The organism is Hymenobacter yonginensis (genome assembly GCF_027625995.1).
Classification (GTDB): domain Bacteria; phylum Bacteroidota; class Bacteroidia; order Cytophagales; family Hymenobacteraceae; genus Hymenobacter; species Hymenobacter yonginensis.
In genome coordinates, this window is the sequence record NZ_CP115396.1 from 194,804 (window position 1) to 215,459 (window position 20,656).

A 20,656-nucleotide genomic window follows, 5' to 3' on the forward strand; every position below is an offset into this window, starting at 1 on the left:
GCGCCTGCCTTTCCATCGGAAGGGCAGGCGCTTTTGCATGCCGCCGCCGCTGGGATACTGCTGGTACAGAATTATTTTAGTTGCTAACCAACCATTGCGCAGGCCGCCGGCCCTTTCTGCCAACTCCACCTTCCGCGACGACAGTGACTGCGCTGCCTCTCTCTCCCGACCCCTCCGACGAAACCTTGCTGCTGGCCGGCTGCCTGGCCCAGGACCGCACGGCCCAGCACCAGCTCTATCAGCGCTACAAGTCGGCCATGTTCTCGTGCGCCATGCGTATGCTCGGCAACGACCGGGAACTGGCCCAGGACGCGCTGCAGGAAGGGTTTGTGGATGTGTTCCGGCACCTGGGCTCCTTCCGGCAGCAGTCGACGCTGGGCGCCTGGATCAAGGCCATCATGGTGCGCCGGGCGTTGCGGGTGCTGCGCCGGGAGCAGCGCATGGAAATCTACGACGACCAGCGCCACCCCGAGCCGATGGTGGGCTGGCACGACAGCCTCACCGGCGAGGCCCTGGACAAGGCCATCAGCGAGCTGCCGGCCGGCTACCGGGCCGTGTTCTGCCTAGTGGAAGTGGAAGGCTACCAGCACCGCGAAGTAGCCGAGCTGCTGGGCATCACGGAAGGAACCAGCAAGTCGCAGCTCTACCACGCCAAGAAGCTGCTGCAAGTGAAACTGCATTACTTATACCACGCATGAGCCAGACCCCCGAAACCCCCGAACCCGGGCGGCAGCATCTGCGGCGGGCCCTGCACCAGTTGCCCACCCATGAGCCCGCGCCCGACACCTGGGCCCGCCTGCAAACCCAGCTGACGGCCGACGACGCCGTGGCCCGCGCCCTACCCCGGCTGCCCACCCACGAGCCCGACGACGACCTGTGGCAGGCCATTGCCAGCCGCCTCGACGCGCCTGCCGACACCACTGCTACCACCGCCGACTTGCTGCCTGTGCCGCCGGCTGCGCCGGTGCGCCACCTCTGGCCGGCCGCTACGTGGCGACTGGTGGCCGGAGCCGCCGCCGCCGTGCTGGTGCTGGTGGGCGCGTGGTGGCTGCAACCCGCCCCGCACCCGGCCGTGGGAGTGGCCCAGACGGCCACTCCGCCTGCCGCCACTACCGCCCCGCGCGAAACCATTGCCTACAGCGAGGAAGTGGTACCGGCCCCGGCGGCCAGCCCCGCCGCCCCGGCCACCTTCGATCCGCTGGGCGAGCAGGGCATCAGCTTTATCGATGCGCATTGCACCTCCCTGCCCACCGTGTGCCAGTCCGACGAGTTCCGGCAGCTACGCACGCAGCTTTCGGAGCTGGAAACCCAGGAGCAGGGCCTGCGGCGCGACGTGCAGCGGTTTGGGGCCACGCCGGAGCTGCTGCAACACCAGGTTCGGATTACCACCCTCAAGGCCACCGTTACGCGGGAGCTGGTTCAACTGCTTATCTCATGAACATACACCCTCAAAACCTCCGTCTCTGGCCCACCCTGGCCACCAGCCTACTGCTGATGCTGGGGGCGGTGGCCGCGCCGGCCCAAACCAAAGTACAGGTGGTGACGCGCACCCTCGAGCAAACCCTGCCGTGCCCGGAAGGTACGCTGGTGCGGGTGCGGGCCGAGAAAGCCGCCGTGCGGGTGCAGGGCTGGGACAAGCCCACCGTGCGGGTGGTGCTCCGGCTGATAGCGCGGCACCCCGAGCGGGAAATTGCTGAACAGGAGCTGCCCGTAGCCCGCTACCAGATAGAAAAAAGCGGCAGTGTGATTGATCTGGTCAACTACTTTGCCCAGGCGCCGGGGGCCGCGGCCGTGCGCAGCGACCTGCGGGCCGAGTACACGGTGCAGATGCCGGCCGGCAACCCGCTGCAGGTGGTGAATGCCTACGGCCAGACTTCCTTCACGGGCCTCACCGGCAAGCAGACGCTGGAGCAGGACTTTGGCCAGATTACGCTGCAGGACCTGCGCGGCAGCCTTTCGGCCACCGCCCGCTACGCCGACCTGAACGCCGCCAACCTCAACCTGACGTTCGTGTGCGAGGCCGATAAGTCGGCGCTGCGGCTCACGGCGGCCAGTGGCAGCTACACCATCCGCAACCGCTACGGCAGCGTGCTGCTGCAGCCCGGCTCCTACGTGAAAAGCATCTTCATTGATGCCCAGCGCACCGAAGTGAAGCTGGACGTGCTGCAGCCCGAGCAGTTCAGCTACAACCTGAGCACCGCCCACAGCACGCTGATAGTGCCCTCCTCCTACGCCGATGCCGTGCGCAAAACCCCCGGCCAGCAGTCGTTGCGCCTGATCACGCCCGACGGGGCTCCGCTCATCCGGGTGCTCACGTCATACGCGCCCATCACCCTGCACGTGGTGCCGCTGATCATCAAGCATTAGCTTTTCTACTTCTGCGATATGCGAACCAACTCCATACGCCGGTTTTTGCGCCACACGCTACTGCTGGCGTTGCTGCCCGCTGCCGTGCTGGCCCAGACGGCGCCGGACTCTTCGCGAGTCAGCTACAGTGAGGAGACAGTCGCCCTGTCGGTGGTGCCCACTGTGCCTGCCACTGAGGGTAGCGGGCTAGGCCAGCAGTACCGTCGGCTCACCCGGCTGCAGATCGAGGAGCAGTGCCTTTGGAAACTGGGCCTCAACAACTTCGCCGCCGCTTACCTGGGCCGCGCCGATGGCTCCGATTCGCTGTTGTTTTCCCGCGTGGGCGTGCATCTGGCCTACGAGCACAAGCTGAGCCCGGCCTGGTCGGTGCTGGGGGAGGTGAGCCCCGATTTATTGCGCTACCGCGACGCCGAAACCAGCGCTTTGCGCCGCGGCTTCGCTGTTCGCTCGCAGGTAGCCGGCCGCTACTACTACAACCTCAACAAGCGCATCCGCAAGGGCAAAAGCGCCAGCAACTTCTCCGCCAACTACCTGTCGCTGGCTTTGGGCAGTGGCTTCGGCCGGCACTCCGACGAAACGCCTTTCTACGATTTCGCCCGTTCCGGCCAGGCCGTGCGCCTGAGTCTGGCGGCCGTGTATGGACTGCAGCGCCGTTTGGGCCGCTATGGCTTCGTCGATTTCAACATGGCTCTGCCCATGGCCCTGACGCCGGACCGCGGCCGCGAGGTGGTGCCGGGAATAAACATCGGCCTGGTGCTCAACCTACGCATCGGGCTGGCGTTGGGCCGCTGAGCAGCCTCAGATTACTTATCAGCTTTTATCCTTCTTTTACCGGCTTCCCATATGAAATCTATTTACTCTATTCTTGCCCTTGGCCTCAGTGCGCTGCCACTCACGGGCCAGGCCCAGCACCTCGAAGCCATTGGCGTAAGCGCCAGCTTCAATATCAGCCAGACCCAGGCGGAGCCCACCCAGATTCAGCTGGGGAAGTACACGTTCCACACCAACGACGACAACTCCCGGCTTGACGATACTGGCAACCGCTACAGCGTGTTTGCGCGCTTCGGAATGGGCGAGAAACGCCTGTTTGTGCAGCCGGAAGTAGCCTATACCTCGGTGCTGGGTAACCAGTCCAGCATCAGCTGGCTGTCGGTACCGGATGCGCCGTTCGGCAACGTGCTGTACCTCTATCCCCGGCTGCGGCGCGTGGAAGTGGCGGCGCTGGCCGGCCTGCATCTGGGGCGCCGGCTGTATCTGGTGGCCGGGCCGGTGCTGGCTCGCTACCGCCGCGAAAACAGAGGTTCGGCCACGGAAATTGAAGCACTGCAGTCGGCTATCTACGGTAGTGCCGTGCGCTACCAGGCGCTGGGCCAGCTGGGCCTGGGCTGGCAGCTCGGCCGCTTCGACCTGAATGCCCGCTACGAGCGGAGCCTGACGCCCTACTCGCGCGCATTTGATTTTCAGGGTCAGACCTATGCCTTCCGGCAGCGTTCCGGGCAAGCGCTGCTCACGGCGGGCTTCCTACTCTACGACAAGCACTGCCCCTGGCGCCGGTAGTCGCCGCCGACTTTTAGGAGGTATGGCATTAAACCTGACACCACGTTTTGCGTCTATAAAGAAGCCACGCCGCTAAACGGCTGGTATTGACCTCTTATGAAAAAGCTTCTGAGAATTCCTGCGTTGTTGATTTTGCTGGCGGTTGGCAGCCTGCTTACCAGCTGCGTGGCCTCCGCCCCGGCCGTGGTGGCCGGCCCGCCGCGTCCCTACTACGACTCCTACTACCGGGTTGCGCCCCGGCCTTACTACCGCCCGGCGCGGGTGGTGGTGCGCCCCGCCCCCGTGATTGTGCGCCCTCGCCCCGTAATAGTGCGGCCCGCTCCGCGCTACTACCACGCCCGGCCGTACCGGGGCCATATCCGCTACTAGCGGCTTTGCTCATAAAAAAACGCCCGCTCATCAGCTGATGAGCGGGCGTTTTTTGTGGGCTGGCTACCGGCGTATCAGCCGGCGTGACTGCCTAGAACGTGAAGCGCAGGCTTACGGCCGCGTCGTTGTAGAGGCCGGTGTAGCCGTCGAACACCTCGAAGTAGGGTTTATAGTCGACGCCGACCACGAAGGGCAGGTCGGGCATCTTATACTCCAGGCCCAGAATTAGGTCGGCTCCGAACACCACGTAGCTGCGGTCATCATTGACGTACACGTAATAGTCGCCGCGGTACTTGCCTTTGTTGTAGTAGTACAGGCGCTCCACGTAATAGTAGCGGCCTTTGTAGGCCCCGGCGTGGGCGCCGGCACCGTAGTAGAACTGCAGGCCTTTGAGGTCGGCTACCTGCAGGTGCTTTTCCAGGAGCACTGTGAGGCGGGCACCTTTGGCGCGGTACTCAGTGGTGAGCAGCGCTTCCAGCGCCACGTTGTTTTTGCCGCTGATGAAGTGCTTGAACGTCGCGCCCGACGAATAGCCGCCGGCGCGCAAACCCAAGCCGTTCTGGTAGCCGCTGCCGCCGCCGCTACTTTTCTTGCTTTGCGCCGCCGCCAGGTTCAGAACCCCGGCCAGCAGCACCAGCAACACACTAAAAGACAAACGCTTCATACGTGAAAAATGAAAATGTACTAAGGTGATGTTCCGGCAAAAGTACAAATCATTTCTGCGCCGCTCACGACAATCAACATAAAGCAGGTAACAGCCTAACGCTTGGCCCATGTCCGCCTCGGGCCGGCATGGCCCGGAATGCTACCCGGCGGCCCGGCCCAGCGCCTCGATGGCGTCGGAGGGATGCACCTGGATGCCGGTGCCGTTCTGCTCAGCGGCGCGCAGCATGGCGCGGGCTACGGCGGCGGCATCTATGGCACGGTAGCGGCGGAGCGGGCCGCGCAGCACCGGCCGCAGCACGCGCAGCAACACGGCCCCCAGCCGCTCGCCGGTGCGCTGCTCGCTCCGCTCGCCCAGCAGCAGCGAGGGCCGGAACAGGTGCACCGCCCGAAACGGCGTCTGGCGCACGGCCTGTTCCATTTCGCCCTTCACGCGGTTGTAGTACACCCGCGACTTCTCATCGGCGCCCATGGCCGATACCACCAGCAGCTGGGCGGCGAAGTTGCCGGCCGTGAGGGCCGCCAGCTTCACCACGTACAGATAATCGACGGTGTAAAACGCCTTTTTCGAGCCGGCCTGGCGCATGGTGGTGCCCAGGCAGCAGTATACGTCGTCGGCAATCAACGCGAAGCGGTGCTCTTCCAGGTGGTCGAAATCGAGGAGGCGCTGCTCCAGCTTGGGGTGCACGATGGGCAGCGGCCGCCGCCCCACCGCAATGACTTTGGCGTAGCGGTCGGAGGCCAGCAGCAGCGGCAGCAGTTGGCTGCCGATCAGGCCGCTGGCTCCGGCAATAAGGGCGGTTTTCTGCATGAGGAGAGGAAAAGACAACACCGGCCGGCCCGCTTCCGGGGCCGCGCCAGTACGTAAGACGACGGCCAGCGGCCAGGGGTTGTCTGGGAGTGGCGGCCAGCTGCCGGCTGGTGGTCGTTATCAGGCAATTCCTATTCACCCGGAGCGCCGCTACCAGGCCGGGAAATTGCTATTAGGGTATTACTTGTTGGTATAATTATATCAGAGTGAAATGACGCAGGATTTGCGGCCCGGCAGCTGAAACCGAAAAAAAGGAGGCCGGGAGCGGGCGGGACCTGCGGGGGCCTGCCTGTTCCCAGCCTCATCTTGGACTGATTTTCGTTTCGATGAAAAGACCTAGCGGCTACTCCCGGGCTATTTGCCGGGCAGCAGCTGGGTGCTTTCGGGCTGGAGCTGCACCTGGCCGCGCTTGTAGAGCGTGCCGAGGGCCTTTTTGAACACTTTCTTGCTCATGCCCAGGCGGCGGTAGATGTCGTCGGGCTCACTTTTGTCGCCGAGCGGGAGCAGGCCGGCGGGGGCTTTGCGGAGGGCTTCCAGCAGGGTGTCGGCGGCGGCCAGGGCTTCGTCGTAGCCGGGGCGCTGGAGGCTGAGGTCGAGCTTGCCGTCGGGGCGGATGGTGCGCACGTAGCCGGTGTGCACGTCGCCGAGGCGCAGGGGCTTGAACACCTCATTGTGGTAGAGCAGGCCCTGGTGGGTGCCATCCACGATGACCTTGAAGCCCATATCGGTTTCGGCGGCCACAAACAGCTCGGCCGTGTCGCCGACTTTGCCGGGGTAGGGCTGGTCGCTGAGGAACCACTCCCATTTGGCCGAGGCCACAATCCGGTCGGTGGTTTCGTCGAGGTACACGAACACGGTTTCGCGCTGGCCGACGCGCAGGTCGTGGCGCTGGTTGCGGTAGGGCAGGAATAGGTCTTTTTCCAGGCCCCATTCCAGGAAAGCGCCGTTGGGCGTCACGTCGCGCACGGTCAGGGCCGCAAACTGGCCCACGGTGGCCAGCGGCTCCAGCGTGGTGGCAATCAGCCGGTCCTCGGAGTCGCGGTAGACGAACACGCGCAGCACGTCGCCGATTTCGGTGCCTTCGGGCACGTATTTGCGCGGGATGAGCAGGTCGCCGTCGTCGGAAGAAAGGTAGAGGCCGAAGTCGACGGCGCGGGCCACTTCCAGGTCGTTGTAATCACCGAGCGCGAGCATGGGGAGGCAATTAAGAATTGAGAATTAAGAATTAAAAATGAGCCGAGGGAGCTTTATCGGCCATTTTCAATTGCTACTGTAGGTGCAAAGCTACGCAAAGCCGGGGCGGGCACGAAAAAGCCTTTGCTGTGTGAGATATGTAAGCGGCCGTTAGCGTCATTCAAGGCGCATATCAAAGCGTCCTTCTGTGACCTGCACGGTGCTTCCGTTGGCGGCTAGACCGGTGGAAATTGACGTGCCCGAGATGAGATGCTCACGAAGCGAAGCACAAAAGTTTCTTGTAAGCTGCCCAAGCCGCTAGTTTAAAAGTCGAAGGATGTGCCTATAAGCTGTACCGGCCGCCAAGCAAAAGTGGTGTGGGTGTTTTTATAGAAGGCTGTACCATAGCCAGGCACGTAACTACCATCTGGCAAAGTCTGCATACCAGTGTTGAGCAACTGGTCGTTGAGGCGGCGGTAGGTAAGTGGGGCGGCCGTTTCGGCCAATACGCTCCAGCGCGGCGTGATGAAGAATTGCAGGCCCGCAAAAGGCCGGGCCTCTACCTGCCAGCGCTTACTGGTGTAGCGAGAATCGTATTCATAGGGGCCATTGGCGTTAGACCAAGCCACTACTTCCCGCTGGTTGCGACGGCCTACGCCGCCACCCAGTTCCAAGCCATAGAACCACTGGAAGCGGGAGCTGATGGACCGCTGCCACTCATAGCCTGCGTAGGCGTTGAGCTGCCATTCCCACGTACCAGTTCCATCTTTTACTTGCGCATAGTTGGCCGTGTCGCGTCGGCTGTACTGCCCCACGAGGCGCATACGCAAGGCCTTATTAGATGTCAGTTGCCGCTTGTATATCAGCCCCAGCGGCAGGCTGCGGTTGTTTTTGAAGAAGCCATCAAGCACGGGGCTGGCCGTCAGGCCCAGTTGGTGGCGGTAGGTGGTGGCCGTGTCGGCGGGGGCTTGGGCGACGGCCGTGAACGGCAGGGCCAGGACGAGCAGGAAGGAGGATGTGGTTTTCATGACAACAGAGAAAAAGGAAAGGCACAAAAAAGCCCCTGACGCACGGCGCAACGGACCGCCAAAACGGCAGCCTAAAACGCAGGGCAACAGGGGTAACAGGTGAGGCGGGCGCAGCGCCGCCCGGCGCGGGAGAGGATAGGTGCGGGCGGCAGCGGTAAAGCTAAATATCGGTAACTGGTGGTAAGAATAAGGATTTTCCGCGTTCATGGTACACGGCCGCAAAAAAATAAGCGGTAGTGTGAGCAGCAAAAAGCAGTTCCTACACAAAACAAGCGGCTAAACACGAAACCACGCCCCACCTACTCGTAGCGCACCACGCCGGGCTGGCCGAAGCTGAAGTCGCTGAAGTCGTAGTAGGAGCGGGAGCTTTCGTAGATGCTGAAGCCGTTGGGCGTGGCCAGCCCGCGCGGGTAGAAGCCCAGCAGCAGCTGAAACGTGCGAATCGGCAGGTACTCGTTGCGGAAGCGCAAACCCGCCCCGAAGCCGGTGTAGGGCTTGTCGTGGAAGGGTAGGGTGCGGTTGGGCGTGCGCACGTTCAGCCAGGCGGCATCGGCAAACACCAGCATGGCCAGCCTAAAGCCCAGAAACGAAACGGGCGTAAACACGGTGGTTTCGTAGTTGAGCACCACCCGGCTGGTGCCGCGCAGGTCGGTGGCCGGCGAGAAGCCCCGCAGGCCCCGGTCGCCGTTGATGGCCAGCAGCTGCTCGCCGGGGCGGCGGTTGAGGCCGATGGCGTTGCGGCTCCACAGGAAGTGCCGCCACTGGAAGTTGCCGCGGTGGTAGAGCCGCGTGAAGTACAGCAGCTCAGTGCTCACGAGGCCCTGCTGCCAGTCGTTGGAGGGCCGCCGCACAAACGAGCCAAACTCGCCGCTCAGATACAGGTAGCCGCCGCGCGGGCTGTAGCTGGCCGTGGAGGCGCGCACGCCGTAGTAGTGGCGGTTTTGCTGGCTGTTCATCTCGTAGCCCACCGTGGCACTCAGCAACGTACCCGTCGGAATGTCCTCGGTGCGGCCGAAGCCGAACAGGTACTTGTCTTTGTAGTAGCGCCGCACGCTGTAGCCCACGGTGGCCAGCATGGCCCGGGCATCCAGGTACTCGGGGGTGGGGCGGGCCGAGAAGCTGGTGCGCTGCAGGCGGGCCGCCACAATCAGGCGGGCCGGGTTTTCGTAGCCCAGGTCGTAGGAGGGCATGGGCAGGGAGCGACCCAGCCACACATCCTGGGTGGTGTAGCGGCGGGGCGTGTAGATGGGCGGCTGGCCTTCGGGCGGCTGCTGCGGCGAGCCATCGGGCAAGGGCAGCACCACGCCCTGGTCGTAGGCGTACACCGACAGGGCCCCCGCGTACTTGGTGTTGATGGAATAGAAGCCCCGGCTGATGGTGAAGCCGCCGTACTTGTTTTCAAACTCGTTGTAGTAGCGCGCCTCACCCGTTACGAAGTGGCGGAACGGCACCTGGTAGCTGCCTTCGTAGCTCCAGGGCTGCGGCGAGCGGCTGCCGTACTGGTAGGAGTTGCGGAACTGGTGCCCCAGCCCCATAAAGTTCAGGTCGCGCAGCCCGATGATGCCCGCGCCCACGTCGCGCACTTCCCACGAGCCATTAAGGCTGAACACGTCCTTGGTCACGATTTCCACGTCCACGCTGTCGGCGGTGCTGGTGCGCTCGTTCACAAACACCCGCGCATCGAGCAGCTCCGGCGTCTGGCGCAGCAAGCGCTCCGACTCGGCCAGGTCCTGCGGCTCCAGCTCGTCGCCCACCCGAAACAGCAGCACCTGCCGCACCCGCGTGCGCGAGGTTTTGATGTGCAGCGCGTTGCCGGTCTTCTCCAGAATGTTGCGCGGCGTCCGTGTCGAGTCGGTGATGCTGTAGCCGAAGGCCGTGAGCGTGCGGATGTTGATCTGCCGCACGATTTTGTAGTTGTGCCGGTCGTACTGCCGGTCGAGCAGCGCGGCGTCGAGGCCGGCCTGGTCCTCGCGGCGGGGTGTGAAGTTGAACAGGGCGGCGGCGGCCTTGCCGGCAATGGTTTTGCGACGGGTGTAGGCCCGCAGGCCGTTGAGCAGGCGCTCCTGGTCGAAGCGGCGGCGCAGCGAGTCGGGGCGGGTGCCATTGGCGCGGCGCGTGGTGTCCACGGGAGCCACGGCGGCCTGCTGGGCCACGGCCGGGCCGGCCAGGCACAGCCAGGCCAGCGCCAGTATCCCCCAAAAAAGCCCCCAACTTTTCATGCGTGCAGCCGGCGGCGCTGCTGTGGCCGCCTGTGTGCAAGATACGCGCCTCCCGGGGGATTCGGAAAGTTGTAATGTGGCCCGGGCTTCCGTCCGGAGCCCGAAGGCTGCATGCCGCGCGGGGCCTTTGTGGCCTGTCTGCAACGGGTAGGGCTACGGACGGAAGCCCGGGCCACGGCGTAGCGCAAATACTTCAGTTTACCGGAACATTTCCAATAAAATTAGTCTTTGTATATAGTGCGAATCTGCGCGCAAGATTCTATTTTTAAGCCTCGAAACTGCCCGATGAACGAACAGCGTATCCAGGAAAAGCTAAGCATATTGGCAGATGCCGCCAAGTATGACGTGTCGTGCTCCAGCAGCGGCGGCAAGCGTAAAAACGTGGACAAAGGCCTGGGCAACGCGGAGGGAATGGGCATTTGCCACAGCTACACCGAAGACGGCCGCTGCGTGAGTCTACTGAAGATTCTGCTCACCAACCACTGCATCTTCGACTGCGCCTACTGCGTGTCCAGAAAAAGCAACAACGTGAAGCGTGCCGCCTTCACCGTCGACGAAGTCGTGGACCTGACCATGAACTTCTACCGCCGCAACTACATCGAGGGCCTGTTTCTGAGCAGCGGCATCTTCTCCTCGCCCGACTACACCATGGAGCGCCTCGTTCGCATCATCAAGAAGCTGCGCACCGAGCACCGCTTTAATGGCTACATCCACGTGAAGGCCATTCCGGGTGCTTCGGAGGAGTTGATCCAGGAGGCCGGCCTCTACGCCGACCGCCTGAGCGTGAACATCGAGCTGCCCTCGGAAATGGCGCTGCAGAACCTGGCGCCTGAAAAAAATTACGAGGAAATCCTAACGCCGATGGCCCAGATCCGGGACGGCATCACCCAGAACAAGGAGGAAAAGGCGCTTTTCAAGAAAGTGCCGCAGTTTGCCACCGCCGGCCAGAGCACCCAGCTTATCGTGGGCGCTTCCGAGGAAAACGACCTGCAGATCATCAACCTCAGTGACTCGCTCTACAAAGGCTACGGCCTGAAGCGCGTGTACTACTCCGGCTACATCCCGATTACCGACGACGCCCGCCTGCCCCAGGTGACCCAGCCGCCCCTGATCCGGGAGCACCGCCTCTACCAGTCCGACTGGCTGATGCGCTTTTACGGCTTCCAGGCCGACGAAATCCTGGACCCGGCGCACCCCTTCCTCGACCTGGAAGTGGACCCTAAGCTGGCCTGGGCCCTGCGCAACCGCCACGTGTTTCCGGTGGATATCAACTCGGCTGATTTCGAGATGATTCTGCGCATTCCCGGCGTGGGTGCACGCTCAGCCAAGCGCATCGTGGCCGCCCGGCGCTTCGGCCCGCTCAGCCTCGACCACCTGCACAAGTTCGGCGTGGTGCTCAAGCGCGCCAAGTTCTTCCTGACCTGCCGCGGCCAGGCCCTTTCCACCCGCGACTACGACGAGCAGACCATCCGCCGTCAGATTCTGTTCGGGGCCGGCTCGGTCCGCTCCGCCCTCGTCACCCAGCAACTCGACCTCTTTGCCCAAGCTTCTTAAAGTGCTGAATGGCTGAATTGTTAAATGGCTGGCTGTGAAGCAGACCAGCAAAACAGCCAACCATTCAGCCATTCAACAATTCACCCATCAGCATCATGACCATCTCCCATCGGGCCGCCGACGTGCCGTCCGCCGCCGAACTGGCCCAGCCTAAGAAAGTGGCCCGCATTGCGTGCTGCTGCAAGCTCTCCGATCTGCTGCCGCTGGTGCAGCAGCTGCACCGCGACTCGGTGCGGCCCGCCGCCAAATCCCGGCAGTCGGAGGCTGCGTAAGGCGGTGGGCGGGCGTGGTTTTGTGTTCCAGTCTGTAGTGCTATGAGTCATTCCCTGTCGCCTCTCAACCAGCCGCGTAACACGGCCGTCGGCCCGGCTGCCGCCCGCCGCCCGGGCGCACCCCAGCTCACCAATCCGGCGCTGGACTACACCTACGACGGCTCGTTTGAGGGCCTGCTGTCGGTGCTGTTCCAGATTTACGACCGGAAAGCGGCGCCCAATAGCATTCAGCCGGTGGGAGCGGTGCAGGGCGGCCTGTTCGTTCAGCCCGTGGAAGTGGACACCGACGAAACAGCCGCCGCCCGCGTCTGGGACGGGCTGCTGCGCTACATGGACAAGGACGCCCGCACGCGCCTTTTCCACGTGTTTTTGAGTGAGCAGCCCGACCGGGAGCTGCTGCTTTTCCGCTACGCCGACCTGGCCATGCGCGCCGGCCGCGACATCTCTGAGCATTACGCCGACGACAACGTGCGCCGCGTGCAGCGCCTAGCCCAGCAGATGTACCGCGAGAAGCACCGCATGGAAGCCTTCGTGCGCTTCGAGAAAACCCAGGACGGCCTGTTTCACGCCACTATCGACCCCGATTTCGACGTGCTGCCGCTGATAGCGCCGCATTTCACCAAGCGCTACGCCGACCAGCGCTGGCTGATCTTCGACAAGCGCCGCCGCTACGGCCTCTACTACGACCTCACGCGCACCGACGTGGTGGAGTTTGAAAGTGCCGCGCCGCAACGCAACACCAGCGTGTCGGCCACGGTGCTCGATGAGCGGGAGCCGCTGTTCAAGCTGCTCTGGCAGTCGTATTTCGACCACGTGAACATCCCGGAGCGCAAGAATATGAAGCTGCACCGCCGCCATATGCCGCTGCGCTACTGGCGCTACCTCAGCGAAAAGCAGCCGCGTGAGCAGCCCTTCCGGCCTATCCAGAACAAGCGCCCGGTGCAGCCCGGCGGCCCAGCGCTGGGCGCGTCCACGGCCGCAGGCGAGTAGGAGGGCGGCCGGAAAGGCGTAATTTGCGGCCTCATTCTGCCCCACGTCGTTACACTATGCCTACTACTCTCGTTTTCGGTGGCGCCGGCCAGCTGGGCCAGTGCCTGCAGCACGTTGCCAAGGAGCGCAACCTGTCCGGCCTCGTTTTCCTGCCTGAAGAGCAGGCCAACATCCTCAACACCGAAACGCTGCGGGCCGTTTTTGCCGAGCATCAGCCGGCCTACGTCATCAACTGCGCCGCCTACACGGCCGTGGATAAGGCCGAAGACGAAGTGGAACTGGCCCGCAAGGTGAACCGCGACGGCGCTGAAAACCTGGCCCGCCTCTGCGGCGAGTTTAACACCACGCTGCTGCACATCAGCACCGATTTCGTGTTTGCCGGCACCGGCAACCAGCCCCTCACGGAAACCGACGAAACCGCGCCCATCAGCGTCTACGGCCTCACCAAGCTGGAAGGCGAGCAGGTAATTCCCGAGCACACCGAGCGGTATTTCATTTTGCGCACCAGCTGGCTGTACTCCGAGTACGCCAACAACTTCGTGAAAACCATGCTGCGCTTCGGCAAGGAGCGCGACGAGATGCGCGTTATCTGGGACCAGCTGGGCACGCCTACCTATGCCATCGACCTGGCCGGCGTGCTGCTGCACATCATTGAATCAGGCAGCACCGCCTACGGCCTCTACCATTACAGCAACGAGGGCGTCACGTCGTGGTACGACTTTGCGGTGGCTATCTTCGAGCTGGGCGGCCTGCCCACCCGCACCGTACCCATCCGCACCGCCGAGTACCCCACCAAAGCCACCCGCCCCGCCTTCTCCGTGATGGACAAGACCAAAGTGAAAACCGCGCTGGGCGTGGTTATTCCGCACTGGCGGGAGAGTCTGCAGGTGTGTATGGGACGGTTATAGTAGGGGGGGATTATCTAGGTAAAATCACCGGATTGCCACTGCCATCTGTGGGCTGCACTTGAGGCTGATTATCTACAGTAAAGCGCCGTTCATATATTTCCTTGCAAGCACATGTTGCGGTAGATTCATAAGTGCTGTACGATACATTATCGATATCAAACTGACGGCCCGTAGCTGGTACGACTACCCGATAACTCCATGGAGTTTTAGGTTGCGCATAAAGCGAAAAACGAAATTCATTGGTGCGCGGCTCTCTCGTAATGGTTAACCCCCGAAAGTCGATGGGTGGGGGATTGACTGTCGCTTGCCGCATCGTGTCAATTGGATTCTGTAATCCAGGTTTAGCGTATACAACCACGTATACTGACCGCAATTCGTCTTGACGGAAACCATTGCCCCCTAAGCTGTCAGCTGAGAATCCTAACCTTAAAAAGGAAGCCTCAACAGGTTGAATACAATCCATACAGCAGGATGCCGTAGCCATTGCGACGGTAAGTACAGCAAGTCTGGAGCCGTATGGCAGATAAGGTATCATAAGAGAAGATGAAGCACGAGTTAGTATTCCAATCAGAGTAAAATAATCTTTATAGGGTTGCAGGGGGCCGCGTACTTATTTGCTTATCCTAATCTCTACTGCCCGCTGCCCCGCCCGTAAAACCGATTCGTCAAGTACGCCACCGTGCCAAACGCCAGCCCCACGGCGCACACGCCGGGCCACTGGAAATGGTCCCAGGCGAGGCCGCCCAGGAAGGAGCCAGCGGAGGCCCCGATAAAGCAGCCAGTCATGTAGACGGTGTTGAGGCGGCTGCGGGCTTCGGGCAGCAGCATGAATATGCGGGTCTGGTTGGAAATGTGCGTCATCTGCTGGCCCACATCCAGAACGACGACGGCCACCACCAGCCCCACCAGATAGGTGCCGCCGAAGCCCAGCAGCAGGTACGCCCCCAGAAACAGCAGAATCCCAAGGTTCAGCGCGTAGTCCGGCCCTTTCGTGTCGGCTGATTTGCCGGCGAAGGAAGCCGCCAGCGCGCCGCTGGCCCCGATGAGGCCGAACAGGCCGGCCACGTCGCTGTGGTAGTGGTAGGCGTCGCTTTCCAGGAAAAACACCAACGCGGTCCAGAAGGCACTGAAGCCGCCGAACATACAGGCCCCCACCAGCGCCGAGCGGCGCAGCACCGGCAGCGTGCTGGCCAGCGTGCCCAACGAGCGGAGCAGACTGCCGTAGCTGCCCTGAAACGTGGGCTGGTTGCGCGGCAGCATCCGGGCCAGAATGCCCGTGAGCAGCACCATAATGGCCGCGCCCACCCAGAACATAGTCCGCCACCCGAAGTGCAGCCCCACGTAGCCGCTAATCGTGCGCGACACTAGAATCCCGATCAGCAGCCCGCTCATCACGCGGCCTACCACCCGGCCCCGGTCGGCGTCGGAGGCCAGCGAGGCGGCCATCGGAATCAGCAGTTGCGGCACCGCCGAAAACAGCCCGATAAACAGGCTGGCCGCTGCCAGCAAGCCGAAAGTAGGCGCGTAGGCCGCCGCAGCCAAACACACGGCCGCGCACAGCAGCAGACCCAGAATCAACTGTTTCCGCTCGCGCTTATCGCCGAGCGGCACCACAAACAGCAGCCCCAGGGTGTAGCCCACCTGCGTGACCGTGGCCACCAAGCTCACCTGGCTTTCGCCCAGCCCGAAGGTGCGTCCTATTTCGGCCAGCAGTGGCTGATTGTAGTAGATATTGGCGACCACCAGGCCGCAGGTAATTGCCATCAGCCAGACCAGGCCGGGGGCCAGCGGCGGAGGAGCCGGCGCAGTAACGGCGCCAGCCTGCACAGATTCTCTCATGAAACACAAAGCGCCACGGCAGGACGCCGTGGCGTAGATGAATGCAGAGAACTGCTAAACAGGGCAGAAGGTTGTGCTGTACCGCGAAGCTCCGCTTCGCGACGAGCAAAGTGAGTAGCTACGAGGCCGTGCCAGTGGCGCGGTTCCGGTTACTCGCTGTACTCGTCGCGAAACGGACTTTCGCGGTACGGGCAAAGCCGGATACTCGCTTTGCTCGTCGCCAAGCTGGAGCTTGGCGTTACGCTGCGCACTGGCGCTTATACACGCCGGGCGTGATGCCCTCGTACTGCTTGAACAGCTTCTGGAAGTAGGCCGTGTTGTTGAAGCCGGCCCGGAAACACACGTCGGCAACGGTGCTGAGCGGGTTGCGCAGCAGGCGCTTGGCTTCGGAAAGGCGCTCCTGAATGATGAACTCCACGGGCGTGAGGCCCAGTTCGCGCTTGAACACCCGGAAGAAAGTAGCCTTGCTCATGCAGGCCAGCTCCGAGAGTTTTTCCACCGTAATCTGCTCGGTGAGATGCTGCTTGATGTACTGCACCACCGCCGCGAAGCGGTGCGAGGTGGCGTGCTGCTGGTAGTTGTGGAACAGCAGCTGCCGGGCCTGGGTCTGCATCAGGCGCACCAGCATTTCCTGAATCGTGAAGTTGGCCAGCACGTCCTTCACCCGGCCGGTGTCGCGGGAGAGCTGCACGAGGCGCTCCAGGGTGCTGGTCAGCTCGGGCGTGTTGTGAAAGTGGGCGTGCTCGGTGGTGTCCAGCTGCCAGGGCAGGTGGGCTTCGGCGCGGGGCTGGTCTTCGTTGAGCAGGTCTACGGTCTGGCGGATGGTTTCGATGGGAATGGCCACGGCCAGGCACTGCGTGGGCCGCTGCTCGTCGGCTTCCGGAAAGTCAATCACCATCGTTTCATTCTCGCCCACAATCACCGACTCGCCGGGCAGGTACTCGAAGGCCGGCCGGCCGGCCAGGTGCATCACCTTTTTGCCCTGCAGCATGGTGGTCAGCACCACGTGGCCCATGCTCAGCGGCACCTGGTGGGCGGTGCGGTGCGTCTCAAACACGTTCAGCTCGAAGGCCTCCAACGAGTACACCGTCCGGTTTTCTACCAGCGTGGTGAGCTGTTCGGGCTGGCGCAGGGCGATGGGAGCGGGCAGGTGGTGCGGCATAGCAACGAATAGATAAAAGCAGGCGGAATGCAGTGTTGATACGTCCGGAGCGCGGCGGCCGGCTGCTTGTGCAACAGCTAAAGCTAAGGACAGTTCGGGCGGAAAGCAACGCCGCCCGCGGCCGGCCCACCGTAAACAAACTCACCTGCCGGTGGAAGAGTTACACGCTGGGTGAGTGAGTACTTACAAATTTGCGATAATAGGCGGGTTTTCTGCGAGAATACTGCAGTGCTTTCGGGGAATGAAAAGCCTAGCTTGGCCTACCATTAAACCCCCACCAAACTCTCGCCAATGGAAACCCTGGAAAGAACCACCACGCTTGTTGAGCGCCCCAAGTTCAAATCCCACTACGACAACTTCATTGGCGGCAAGTGGGTCGCGCCGGTGAACGGGCAGTATTTCGAGAATCCCTCGCCGATTGATGGCAAGGCCTTCTGCAAAGTAGCCCGCAGCACCAAAGAGGACATCGAGTTGGCCCTCGACGCTGCCCACGAGGCGTTCAAGAGCTGGAGCAAGGCCTCGGCCACCACGCGCAGCAACGTGCTGCTCAAGATTGCCGACATCATGGAGGCCAACCTGGCCCACTTGGCCGCCGTGGAAACCGTGGAAAACGGCAAAGCCATCCGCGAAACCATGGCCGCCGACCTGCCGCTGTGCATCGACCACTTCCGCTACTTCGCCGGCGTGATTCGGGCCGAGGAAGGCTCCGCCACGGAGCTCAACGAAACCACCCTGTCCTTAGTGATTCAGGAGCCGCTGGGCGTGGTGGGCCAGATTATTCCCTGGAACTTCCCGCTGCTGATGGCTACCTGGAAGCTGGCCCCGGCGCTGGCCGCCGGCTGCTGCGTAGTGATGAAGCCCGCCGAGCAGACGCCTGCCAGCATCATGGTGCTGATGGAGCTGATTCAGGACGTTATTCCGGCCGGCGTGGTGAACGTGGTGAACGGCTTCGGGTTGGAAGCCGGCAAGCCGCTGGCCTCCAACAAGCGCGTGCAGAAGGTGTCGTTCACAGGTGAAACCACCACGGGCCGCCTTATTCTGCAGTACGCCGCCGAAAACATCATCCCCGTGACCATGGAGCTGGGCGGCAAGTCGCCGAACATCTTCTGCAAATCGGTGATGGATGCCGATGACGACTTCCTCGACAAGTGCCTGGAAGGTGCGGCCATGTTTGCCCTCAACCAGGGCGAAATCTGCACCTGCCCTTCGCGCCTGCTCATCCACGAGGACATCTACGACGAGTTTATGCCGCGCCTGATTGAGCGCGTGAAAGCCATCAAGCTCGGTCACCCGCTCGACCCCGAAACCATGATGGGCGCGCAGGCCAGCAACGACCAGTACGAGAAAATCCTGAGCTACCTGGAAATTGGGAAGGCCGAAGGCGCCGAGGTGCTGACCGGCGGCGAGGCTCACCGCGACCATGCCCACGACGAGCTGCACGACGGCTACTACATCCAGCCCACCATCTTCCGCGGCCATAACAAAATGCGGATCTTCCAGGAGGAAATCTTTGGCCCGGTGCTGTCCGTGACGACGTTCAAGGACAACGATGAAGCCATTGAGCTGGCCAACGACACGCTCTACGGCCTCGGCGCCGGCCTCTGGAGCCGCGACGCGCACGAGCTGTACCAGATGCCCCGCGCCATCCAGGCCGGCCGCGTGTGGGTGAACTGCTACCACGACTACCCAGCCGGCGCGCCCTTCGGTGGCTACAAGGCCTCCGGTTTCGGCCGCGAAAACCACAAGATGATGCTGAGCCACTACCGGCAGACCAAGAACATGCTGATTTCCTACAGCCAGCAGAAACTGGGCTTCTTCTAGTAGTGGCGGTTAAATCTGCGTAAAACAGAACGTCATGCTGAGCTTGTCGAAGCATCTCGCGTGCAATGGTAATTATTTACTACTGCGGTAGAGATGTTTTGGCAAGCTCAACATGACGTTCTCTCGTTTTTCAAACTTCCATTCAATGTCCCAGACCCAAACTCCCCGCGTCCTCGTGACGCCCGCCGCCGAGGCCACCATCGATTTGCTACGCGACGAGCACGGCCCGCTGATGTTCCACCAGAGCGGCGGCTGCTGCGACGGCTCGTCGCCGATGTGCTTTGCCAAGGGCGAATTCCGCATCGGCGGCAACGACGTGTGGCTGGGCCAAATCCACGGTTGCGACTTTTTCATGAGCACCAGCCAGTTTGAGTACTGGCAGCACACCCAGCTCACCGTAGACGTGGTGAAAGGCCGCGGGGCCAGCTTCTCGCTGGAAATCCCGCTGGGCGTTCGGTTCCTGATTCGCTCCCGGCTGTTCACGCAGGAAGAAGAAGCAAACATGGCCCCCGCACTGCAAGGCGAAGAATACCTGGAAAGCCAGCAGGCGTAGCAGCAAGCCTGCATCCAGCCCAGGCACCAAAACGCAAAGCGCCCCCGACAACTCAGTTGCCGGGGGCGCTTTGCGTTTCAACAGATAAAATCGGCCAGTGAAGCCGGCCAGATAAAAGCGGCGCCGGCCACAAAATCCGTGCAATCCGCTTAAATCCGTGCTAATCCGTGATCCTAGTTGGCCACTTTCACGGGCAGGCCTTCGAGCTGCACGTAGCTGAGCTTCCAGGCGTTTTTGGCGTTCTTTTTCCAGAGCAGGATGAAGTTGCCTTCGCCCTCACCGCGGGGCTGACCTGGGGCTTCGGGCAGCACTTCCGTGGAGAACGTGCCGGCCTCGTAGGCCATGGTGGCGTCGGAGCCGGTGGAGGTGCCGTAGAGCTTCAGGTCGGCGATGGTGCCCATGGTGGCGCGCACCCACTTATCGGCCACTTCCGACTTGCCGTTGAAGCGCGTAGCGCCCTGGGCGTACTGCACGTCGTCGGCCAGCAGCGAGTCGATCTGCAGGGTGTTCTTGGCGTTCCAGGCTCCCACGAACTGCTGGTTGAGCGTTTTTATGTCGACGGCGGCAGCTTCAGGAGCAGGTTTAGAGCAGGAGGCCAGCAGAGCGCCCCCGAGCAGGAGACCGAGAAAGGGTTTCATGAGAACAGGTTTTGGTTGGAGAAAAGGGAGAGAGCAGAGCAAGGGGAAAACCGAAAGCTAAGCGGCGGCCTAACAGAAAACCCAGGCCCGAAGACCTGGGTTTTCGGTAGCACAAGGCTGGAAATCTACCAGCTCTTCCGGCGCACTTCCGACGAAGGGTAAGCAGCGTTGCGGTTGCCGTACGACTCGTTGGGCAGGTAGCCGGTGCTCATGGCAAAGGCCGATGGGCTGGAAGCGGCGGGAGCCAGGCTGTTCATCATGGAAGGAGCAGCGGCGGCGGCAGCCGTAGCGGCCATGGCGTTGTTGTTGTTAGCGCGGGCCGTAGCGTTGCCTTTGGCAATGCCAGCACGGTAGGCAGCGGCGCGATTGGCCTCGGCGCGGCGGGCGGCGGCTACGCGGGCCGCTTCAGCACGGCGCTTGTTGTCGGCGTTGCGGCCAATGACGTAACCCAGGCCACCACCGGCAGCACCACCCACGGCACCACCCACTACGCGGTTTTTCTTGTTGATGAGGGCACCGGCAGCAGCGCCACCTAATCCACCAATAATAGCTCCTTTAGCGCTGGAGCTCACCTTGCGGTCCTGAGCGTAGCCGCTGAAGATGGTGGAGAAGAACATCACAAATGCGAGAAACAAACTTGCCTTTTTCATGACTAAGGAGAATTAAGTGTTGGGGGCCTGTGACCCGGTTTCGGGGAAAGAATTACAAGCACCATGCCAATACGAACGGAAT

21 protein-coding genes are annotated in these 20,656 nt (G+C 62.3%); 12 read left to right on the forward strand and 9 right to left on the reverse strand.

The window, feature by feature from the left end:
• The first annotated feature begins 143 nt into the window (after positions 1–143).
• From O9Z63_RS00905 to O9Z63_RS00930, 6 genes are all read left to right on the forward strand, one after another.
• Positions 144–698, forward strand: coding sequence for an RNA polymerase sigma factor (locus O9Z63_RS00905; protein WP_270127369.1), 555 nt, complete (start codon positions 144–146; stop codon positions 696–698).
• Positions 695–1,438 (forward strand): hypothetical protein, encoded by a 744-nt coding sequence (locus O9Z63_RS00910; RefSeq protein WP_270127370.1) that lies wholly within the window; start codon positions 695–697, stop codon positions 1,436–1,438. The genes O9Z63_RS00905 and O9Z63_RS00910 overlap by 4 nt, the downstream gene beginning before the upstream one ends.
• A complete protein-coding gene (locus tag O9Z63_RS00915; protein WP_270127371.1) occupies positions 1,435–2,367 on the forward strand; it encodes a hypothetical protein in 933 nt (310 codons plus the stop codon). The genes O9Z63_RS00910 and O9Z63_RS00915 overlap by 4 nt, the downstream gene beginning before the upstream one ends.
• Positions 2,368–2,385: 18 nt before the next feature.
• Positions 2,386–3,159, forward strand: a complete 774-nt coding sequence (locus O9Z63_RS00920; RefSeq protein WP_270127372.1) for a hypothetical protein — start codon at positions 2,386–2,388, stop codon at positions 3,157–3,159.
• Positions 3,160–3,210: 51 nt separating this feature from the next.
• Positions 3,211–3,924, forward strand: coding sequence for a porin family protein (locus O9Z63_RS00925; RefSeq protein WP_270127373.1), 714 nt, complete (start codon positions 3,211–3,213; stop codon positions 3,922–3,924).
• 96 nt (positions 3,925–4,020) lie between these two features.
• Positions 4,021–4,293, forward strand: coding sequence for a hypothetical protein (locus O9Z63_RS00930; RefSeq protein WP_270127374.1), 273 nt, complete (start codon positions 4,021–4,023; stop codon positions 4,291–4,293).
• A 91-nt stretch (positions 4,294–4,384) separates the two neighbouring features.
• On the opposite strand, the gene O9Z63_RS00935 is transcribed toward O9Z63_RS00930, so the two are convergent.
• From O9Z63_RS00935 to O9Z63_RS00955, 5 genes are all read right to left on the reverse strand, one after another.
• Complete coding sequence (locus O9Z63_RS00935) at positions 4,385–4,957, reverse strand: hypothetical protein (protein ID WP_270127375.1); 573 nt, start codon at positions 4,955–4,957, stop codon at positions 4,385–4,387.
• A gap of 141 nt (positions 4,958–5,098) precedes the next feature.
• Positions 5,099–5,767, reverse strand: a complete 669-nt coding sequence (locus O9Z63_RS00940; RefSeq protein ID WP_270127376.1) for a Rossmann-fold NAD(P)-binding domain-containing protein — start codon at positions 5,765–5,767, stop codon at positions 5,099–5,101.
• Between the two features lie 354 nt (positions 5,768–6,121).
• On the reverse strand, positions 6,122–6,961 hold the full coding sequence (locus tag O9Z63_RS00945) for a CvfB family protein (RefSeq protein ID WP_270127377.1): 840 nt from the start codon (positions 6,959–6,961) through the stop codon (positions 6,122–6,124).
• A gap of 302 nt (positions 6,962–7,263) precedes the next feature.
• Positions 7,264–7,968 (reverse strand): hypothetical protein, encoded by a 705-nt coding sequence (locus tag O9Z63_RS00950; protein WP_270127378.1) that lies wholly within the window; start codon positions 7,966–7,968, stop codon positions 7,264–7,266.
• 299 nt (positions 7,969–8,267) lie between these two features.
• A complete protein-coding gene (locus O9Z63_RS00955; RefSeq protein WP_270127379.1) occupies positions 8,268–10,187 on the reverse strand; it encodes a BamA/TamA family outer membrane protein in 1,920 nt (639 codons plus the stop codon).
• A 285-nt stretch (positions 10,188–10,472) separates the two neighbouring features.
• On the opposite strand from O9Z63_RS00955, the gene O9Z63_RS00960 reads away from it, so the two are divergent.
• The 4 genes from O9Z63_RS00960 (at position 10,473) to rfbD (ending at position 13,911) form a co-directional block, all read left to right on the forward strand.
• The gene (locus O9Z63_RS00960) at positions 10,473–11,741 is read left to right on the forward strand and encodes a putative DNA modification/repair radical SAM protein (RefSeq protein ID WP_270127380.1); all 1,269 of its coding nucleotides are present in this window, start codon (positions 10,473–10,475) and stop codon (positions 11,739–11,741) included.
• A gap of 95 nt (positions 11,742–11,836) precedes the next feature.
• Complete coding sequence (locus O9Z63_RS00965) at positions 11,837–12,013, forward strand: hypothetical protein (RefSeq protein ID WP_270127381.1); 177 nt, start codon at positions 11,837–11,839, stop codon at positions 12,011–12,013.
• Positions 12,014–12,055: 42 nt separating this feature from the next.
• The gene (locus O9Z63_RS00970) at positions 12,056–13,003 is read left to right on the forward strand and encodes a TIGR03915 family putative DNA repair protein (RefSeq protein WP_270127382.1); all 948 of its coding nucleotides are present in this window, start codon (positions 12,056–12,058) and stop codon (positions 13,001–13,003) included.
• Positions 13,004–13,059: 56 nt separating this feature from the next.
• Complete coding sequence (gene rfbD, locus O9Z63_RS00975; protein ID WP_270127383.1) at positions 13,060–13,911, forward strand: dTDP-4-dehydrorhamnose reductase; 852 nt, start codon at positions 13,060–13,062, stop codon at positions 13,909–13,911.
• A 630-nt stretch (positions 13,912–14,541) separates the two neighbouring features.
• On the opposite strand, the gene O9Z63_RS00980 is transcribed toward rfbD, so the two are convergent.
• Both O9Z63_RS00980 and O9Z63_RS00985 read right to left on the reverse strand, forming a co-directional pair.
• Positions 14,542–15,750: an MFS transporter gene (locus O9Z63_RS00980; RefSeq protein WP_270127385.1), complete on the reverse strand. Its 1,209-nt coding sequence runs from the start codon at positions 15,748–15,750 to the stop codon at positions 14,542–14,544.
• A gap of 238 nt (positions 15,751–15,988) precedes the next feature.
• Positions 15,989–16,912, reverse strand: coding sequence for an AraC family transcriptional regulator (locus O9Z63_RS00985; protein ID WP_044014083.1), 924 nt, complete (start codon positions 16,910–16,912; stop codon positions 15,989–15,991).
• A 291-nt stretch (positions 16,913–17,203) separates the two neighbouring features.
• Here O9Z63_RS00985 and O9Z63_RS00990 point away from each other — a divergent pair, with 291 nt between their 5' ends.
• Both O9Z63_RS00990 and O9Z63_RS00995 read left to right on the forward strand, forming a co-directional pair.
• Entirely contained in the window at positions 17,204–18,733 is a 1,530-nt protein-coding gene (locus tag O9Z63_RS00990; RefSeq protein WP_270127387.1) for an aldehyde dehydrogenase family protein, read from the forward strand.
• A gap of 145 nt (positions 18,734–18,878) precedes the next feature.
• Entirely contained in the window at positions 18,879–19,286 is a 408-nt protein-coding gene (locus O9Z63_RS00995) for a DUF779 domain-containing protein (RefSeq protein WP_270127388.1), read from the forward strand.
• A gap of 173 nt (positions 19,287–19,459) precedes the next feature.
• Here the strand turns inward: O9Z63_RS00995 and O9Z63_RS01000 are convergent, their stop codons facing one another.
• Complete coding sequence (locus O9Z63_RS01000) at positions 19,460–19,924, reverse strand: YybH family protein (protein ID WP_270127389.1); 465 nt, start codon at positions 19,922–19,924, stop codon at positions 19,460–19,462.
• 125 nt (positions 19,925–20,049) lie between these two features.
• Positions 20,050–20,574 carry a glycine zipper 2TM domain-containing protein gene (locus O9Z63_RS01005; protein WP_270127391.1) on the reverse strand — a complete coding sequence of 175 codons (525 nt, stop codon included), beginning with the start codon at positions 20,572–20,574 and terminating at the stop codon, positions 20,050–20,052.
• Positions 20,575–20,656 lie beyond the last annotated feature (82 nt).

Coding starts and splice junctions, on each gene's coding strand:
- O9Z63_RS00985 (WP_044014083.1), bottom strand. CDS start 16,912: ATGCCGCACCACCTGCCCGCTCCCATCGCCCTGCGCCAGCCCGAACAG.
- O9Z63_RS00915 (WP_270127371.1), top strand. CDS start 1,435: ATGAACATACACCCTCAAAACCTCCGTCTCTGGCCCACCCTGGCCACC.
- O9Z63_RS00945 (WP_270127377.1), bottom strand. CDS start 6,961: ATGCTCGCGCTCGGTGATTACAACGACCTGGAAGTGGCCCGCGCCGTC.
- O9Z63_RS00955 (WP_270127379.1), bottom strand. CDS start 10,187: ATGAAAAGTTGGGGGCTTTTTTGGGGGATACTGGCGCTGGCCTGGCTG.
- O9Z63_RS00930 (WP_270127374.1), top strand. CDS start 4,021: ATGAAAAAGCTTCTGAGAATTCCTGCGTTGTTGATTTTGCTGGCGGTT.
- O9Z63_RS00935 (WP_270127375.1), bottom strand. CDS start 4,957: ATGAAGCGTTTGTCTTTTAGTGTGTTGCTGGTGCTGCTGGCCGGGGTT.
- O9Z63_RS00970 (WP_270127382.1), top strand. CDS start 12,056: ATGAGTCATTCCCTGTCGCCTCTCAACCAGCCGCGTAACACGGCCGTC.
- O9Z63_RS00910 (WP_270127370.1), top strand. CDS start 695: ATGAGCCAGACCCCCGAAACCCCCGAACCCGGGCGGCAGCATCTGCGG.
- O9Z63_RS00990 (WP_270127387.1), top strand. CDS start 17,204: ATGGAAACCCTGGAAAGAACCACCACGCTTGTTGAGCGCCCCAAGTTC.
- O9Z63_RS00940 (WP_270127376.1), bottom strand. CDS start 5,767: ATGCAGAAAACCGCCCTTATTGCCGGAGCCAGCGGCCTGATCGGCAGC.
- O9Z63_RS00995 (WP_270127388.1), top strand. CDS start 18,879: ATGTCCCAGACCCAAACTCCCCGCGTCCTCGTGACGCCCGCCGCCGAG.
- O9Z63_RS00920 (WP_270127372.1), top strand. CDS start 2,386: ATGCGAACCAACTCCATACGCCGGTTTTTGCGCCACACGCTACTGCTG.
- O9Z63_RS00965 (WP_270127381.1), top strand. CDS start 11,837: ATGACCATCTCCCATCGGGCCGCCGACGTGCCGTCCGCCGCCGAACTG.
- rfbD (WP_270127383.1), top strand. CDS start 13,060: ATGCCTACTACTCTCGTTTTCGGTGGCGCCGGCCAGCTGGGCCAGTGC.
- O9Z63_RS00950 (WP_270127378.1), bottom strand. CDS start 7,968: ATGAAAACCACATCCTCCTTCCTGCTCGTCCTGGCCCTGCCGTTCACG.
- O9Z63_RS00925 (WP_270127373.1), top strand. CDS start 3,211: ATGAAATCTATTTACTCTATTCTTGCCCTTGGCCTCAGTGCGCTGCCA.
- O9Z63_RS01005 (WP_270127391.1), bottom strand. CDS start 20,574: ATGAAAAAGGCAAGTTTGTTTCTCGCATTTGTGATGTTCTTCTCCACC.
- O9Z63_RS01000 (WP_270127389.1), bottom strand. CDS start 19,924: ATGAAACCCTTTCTCGGTCTCCTGCTCGGGGGCGCTCTGCTGGCCTCC.
- O9Z63_RS00960 (WP_270127380.1), top strand. CDS start 10,473: ATGAACGAACAGCGTATCCAGGAAAAGCTAAGCATATTGGCAGATGCC.
- O9Z63_RS00980 (WP_270127385.1), bottom strand. CDS start 15,750: ATGAGAGAATCTGTGCAGGCTGGCGCCGTTACTGCGCCGGCTCCTCCG.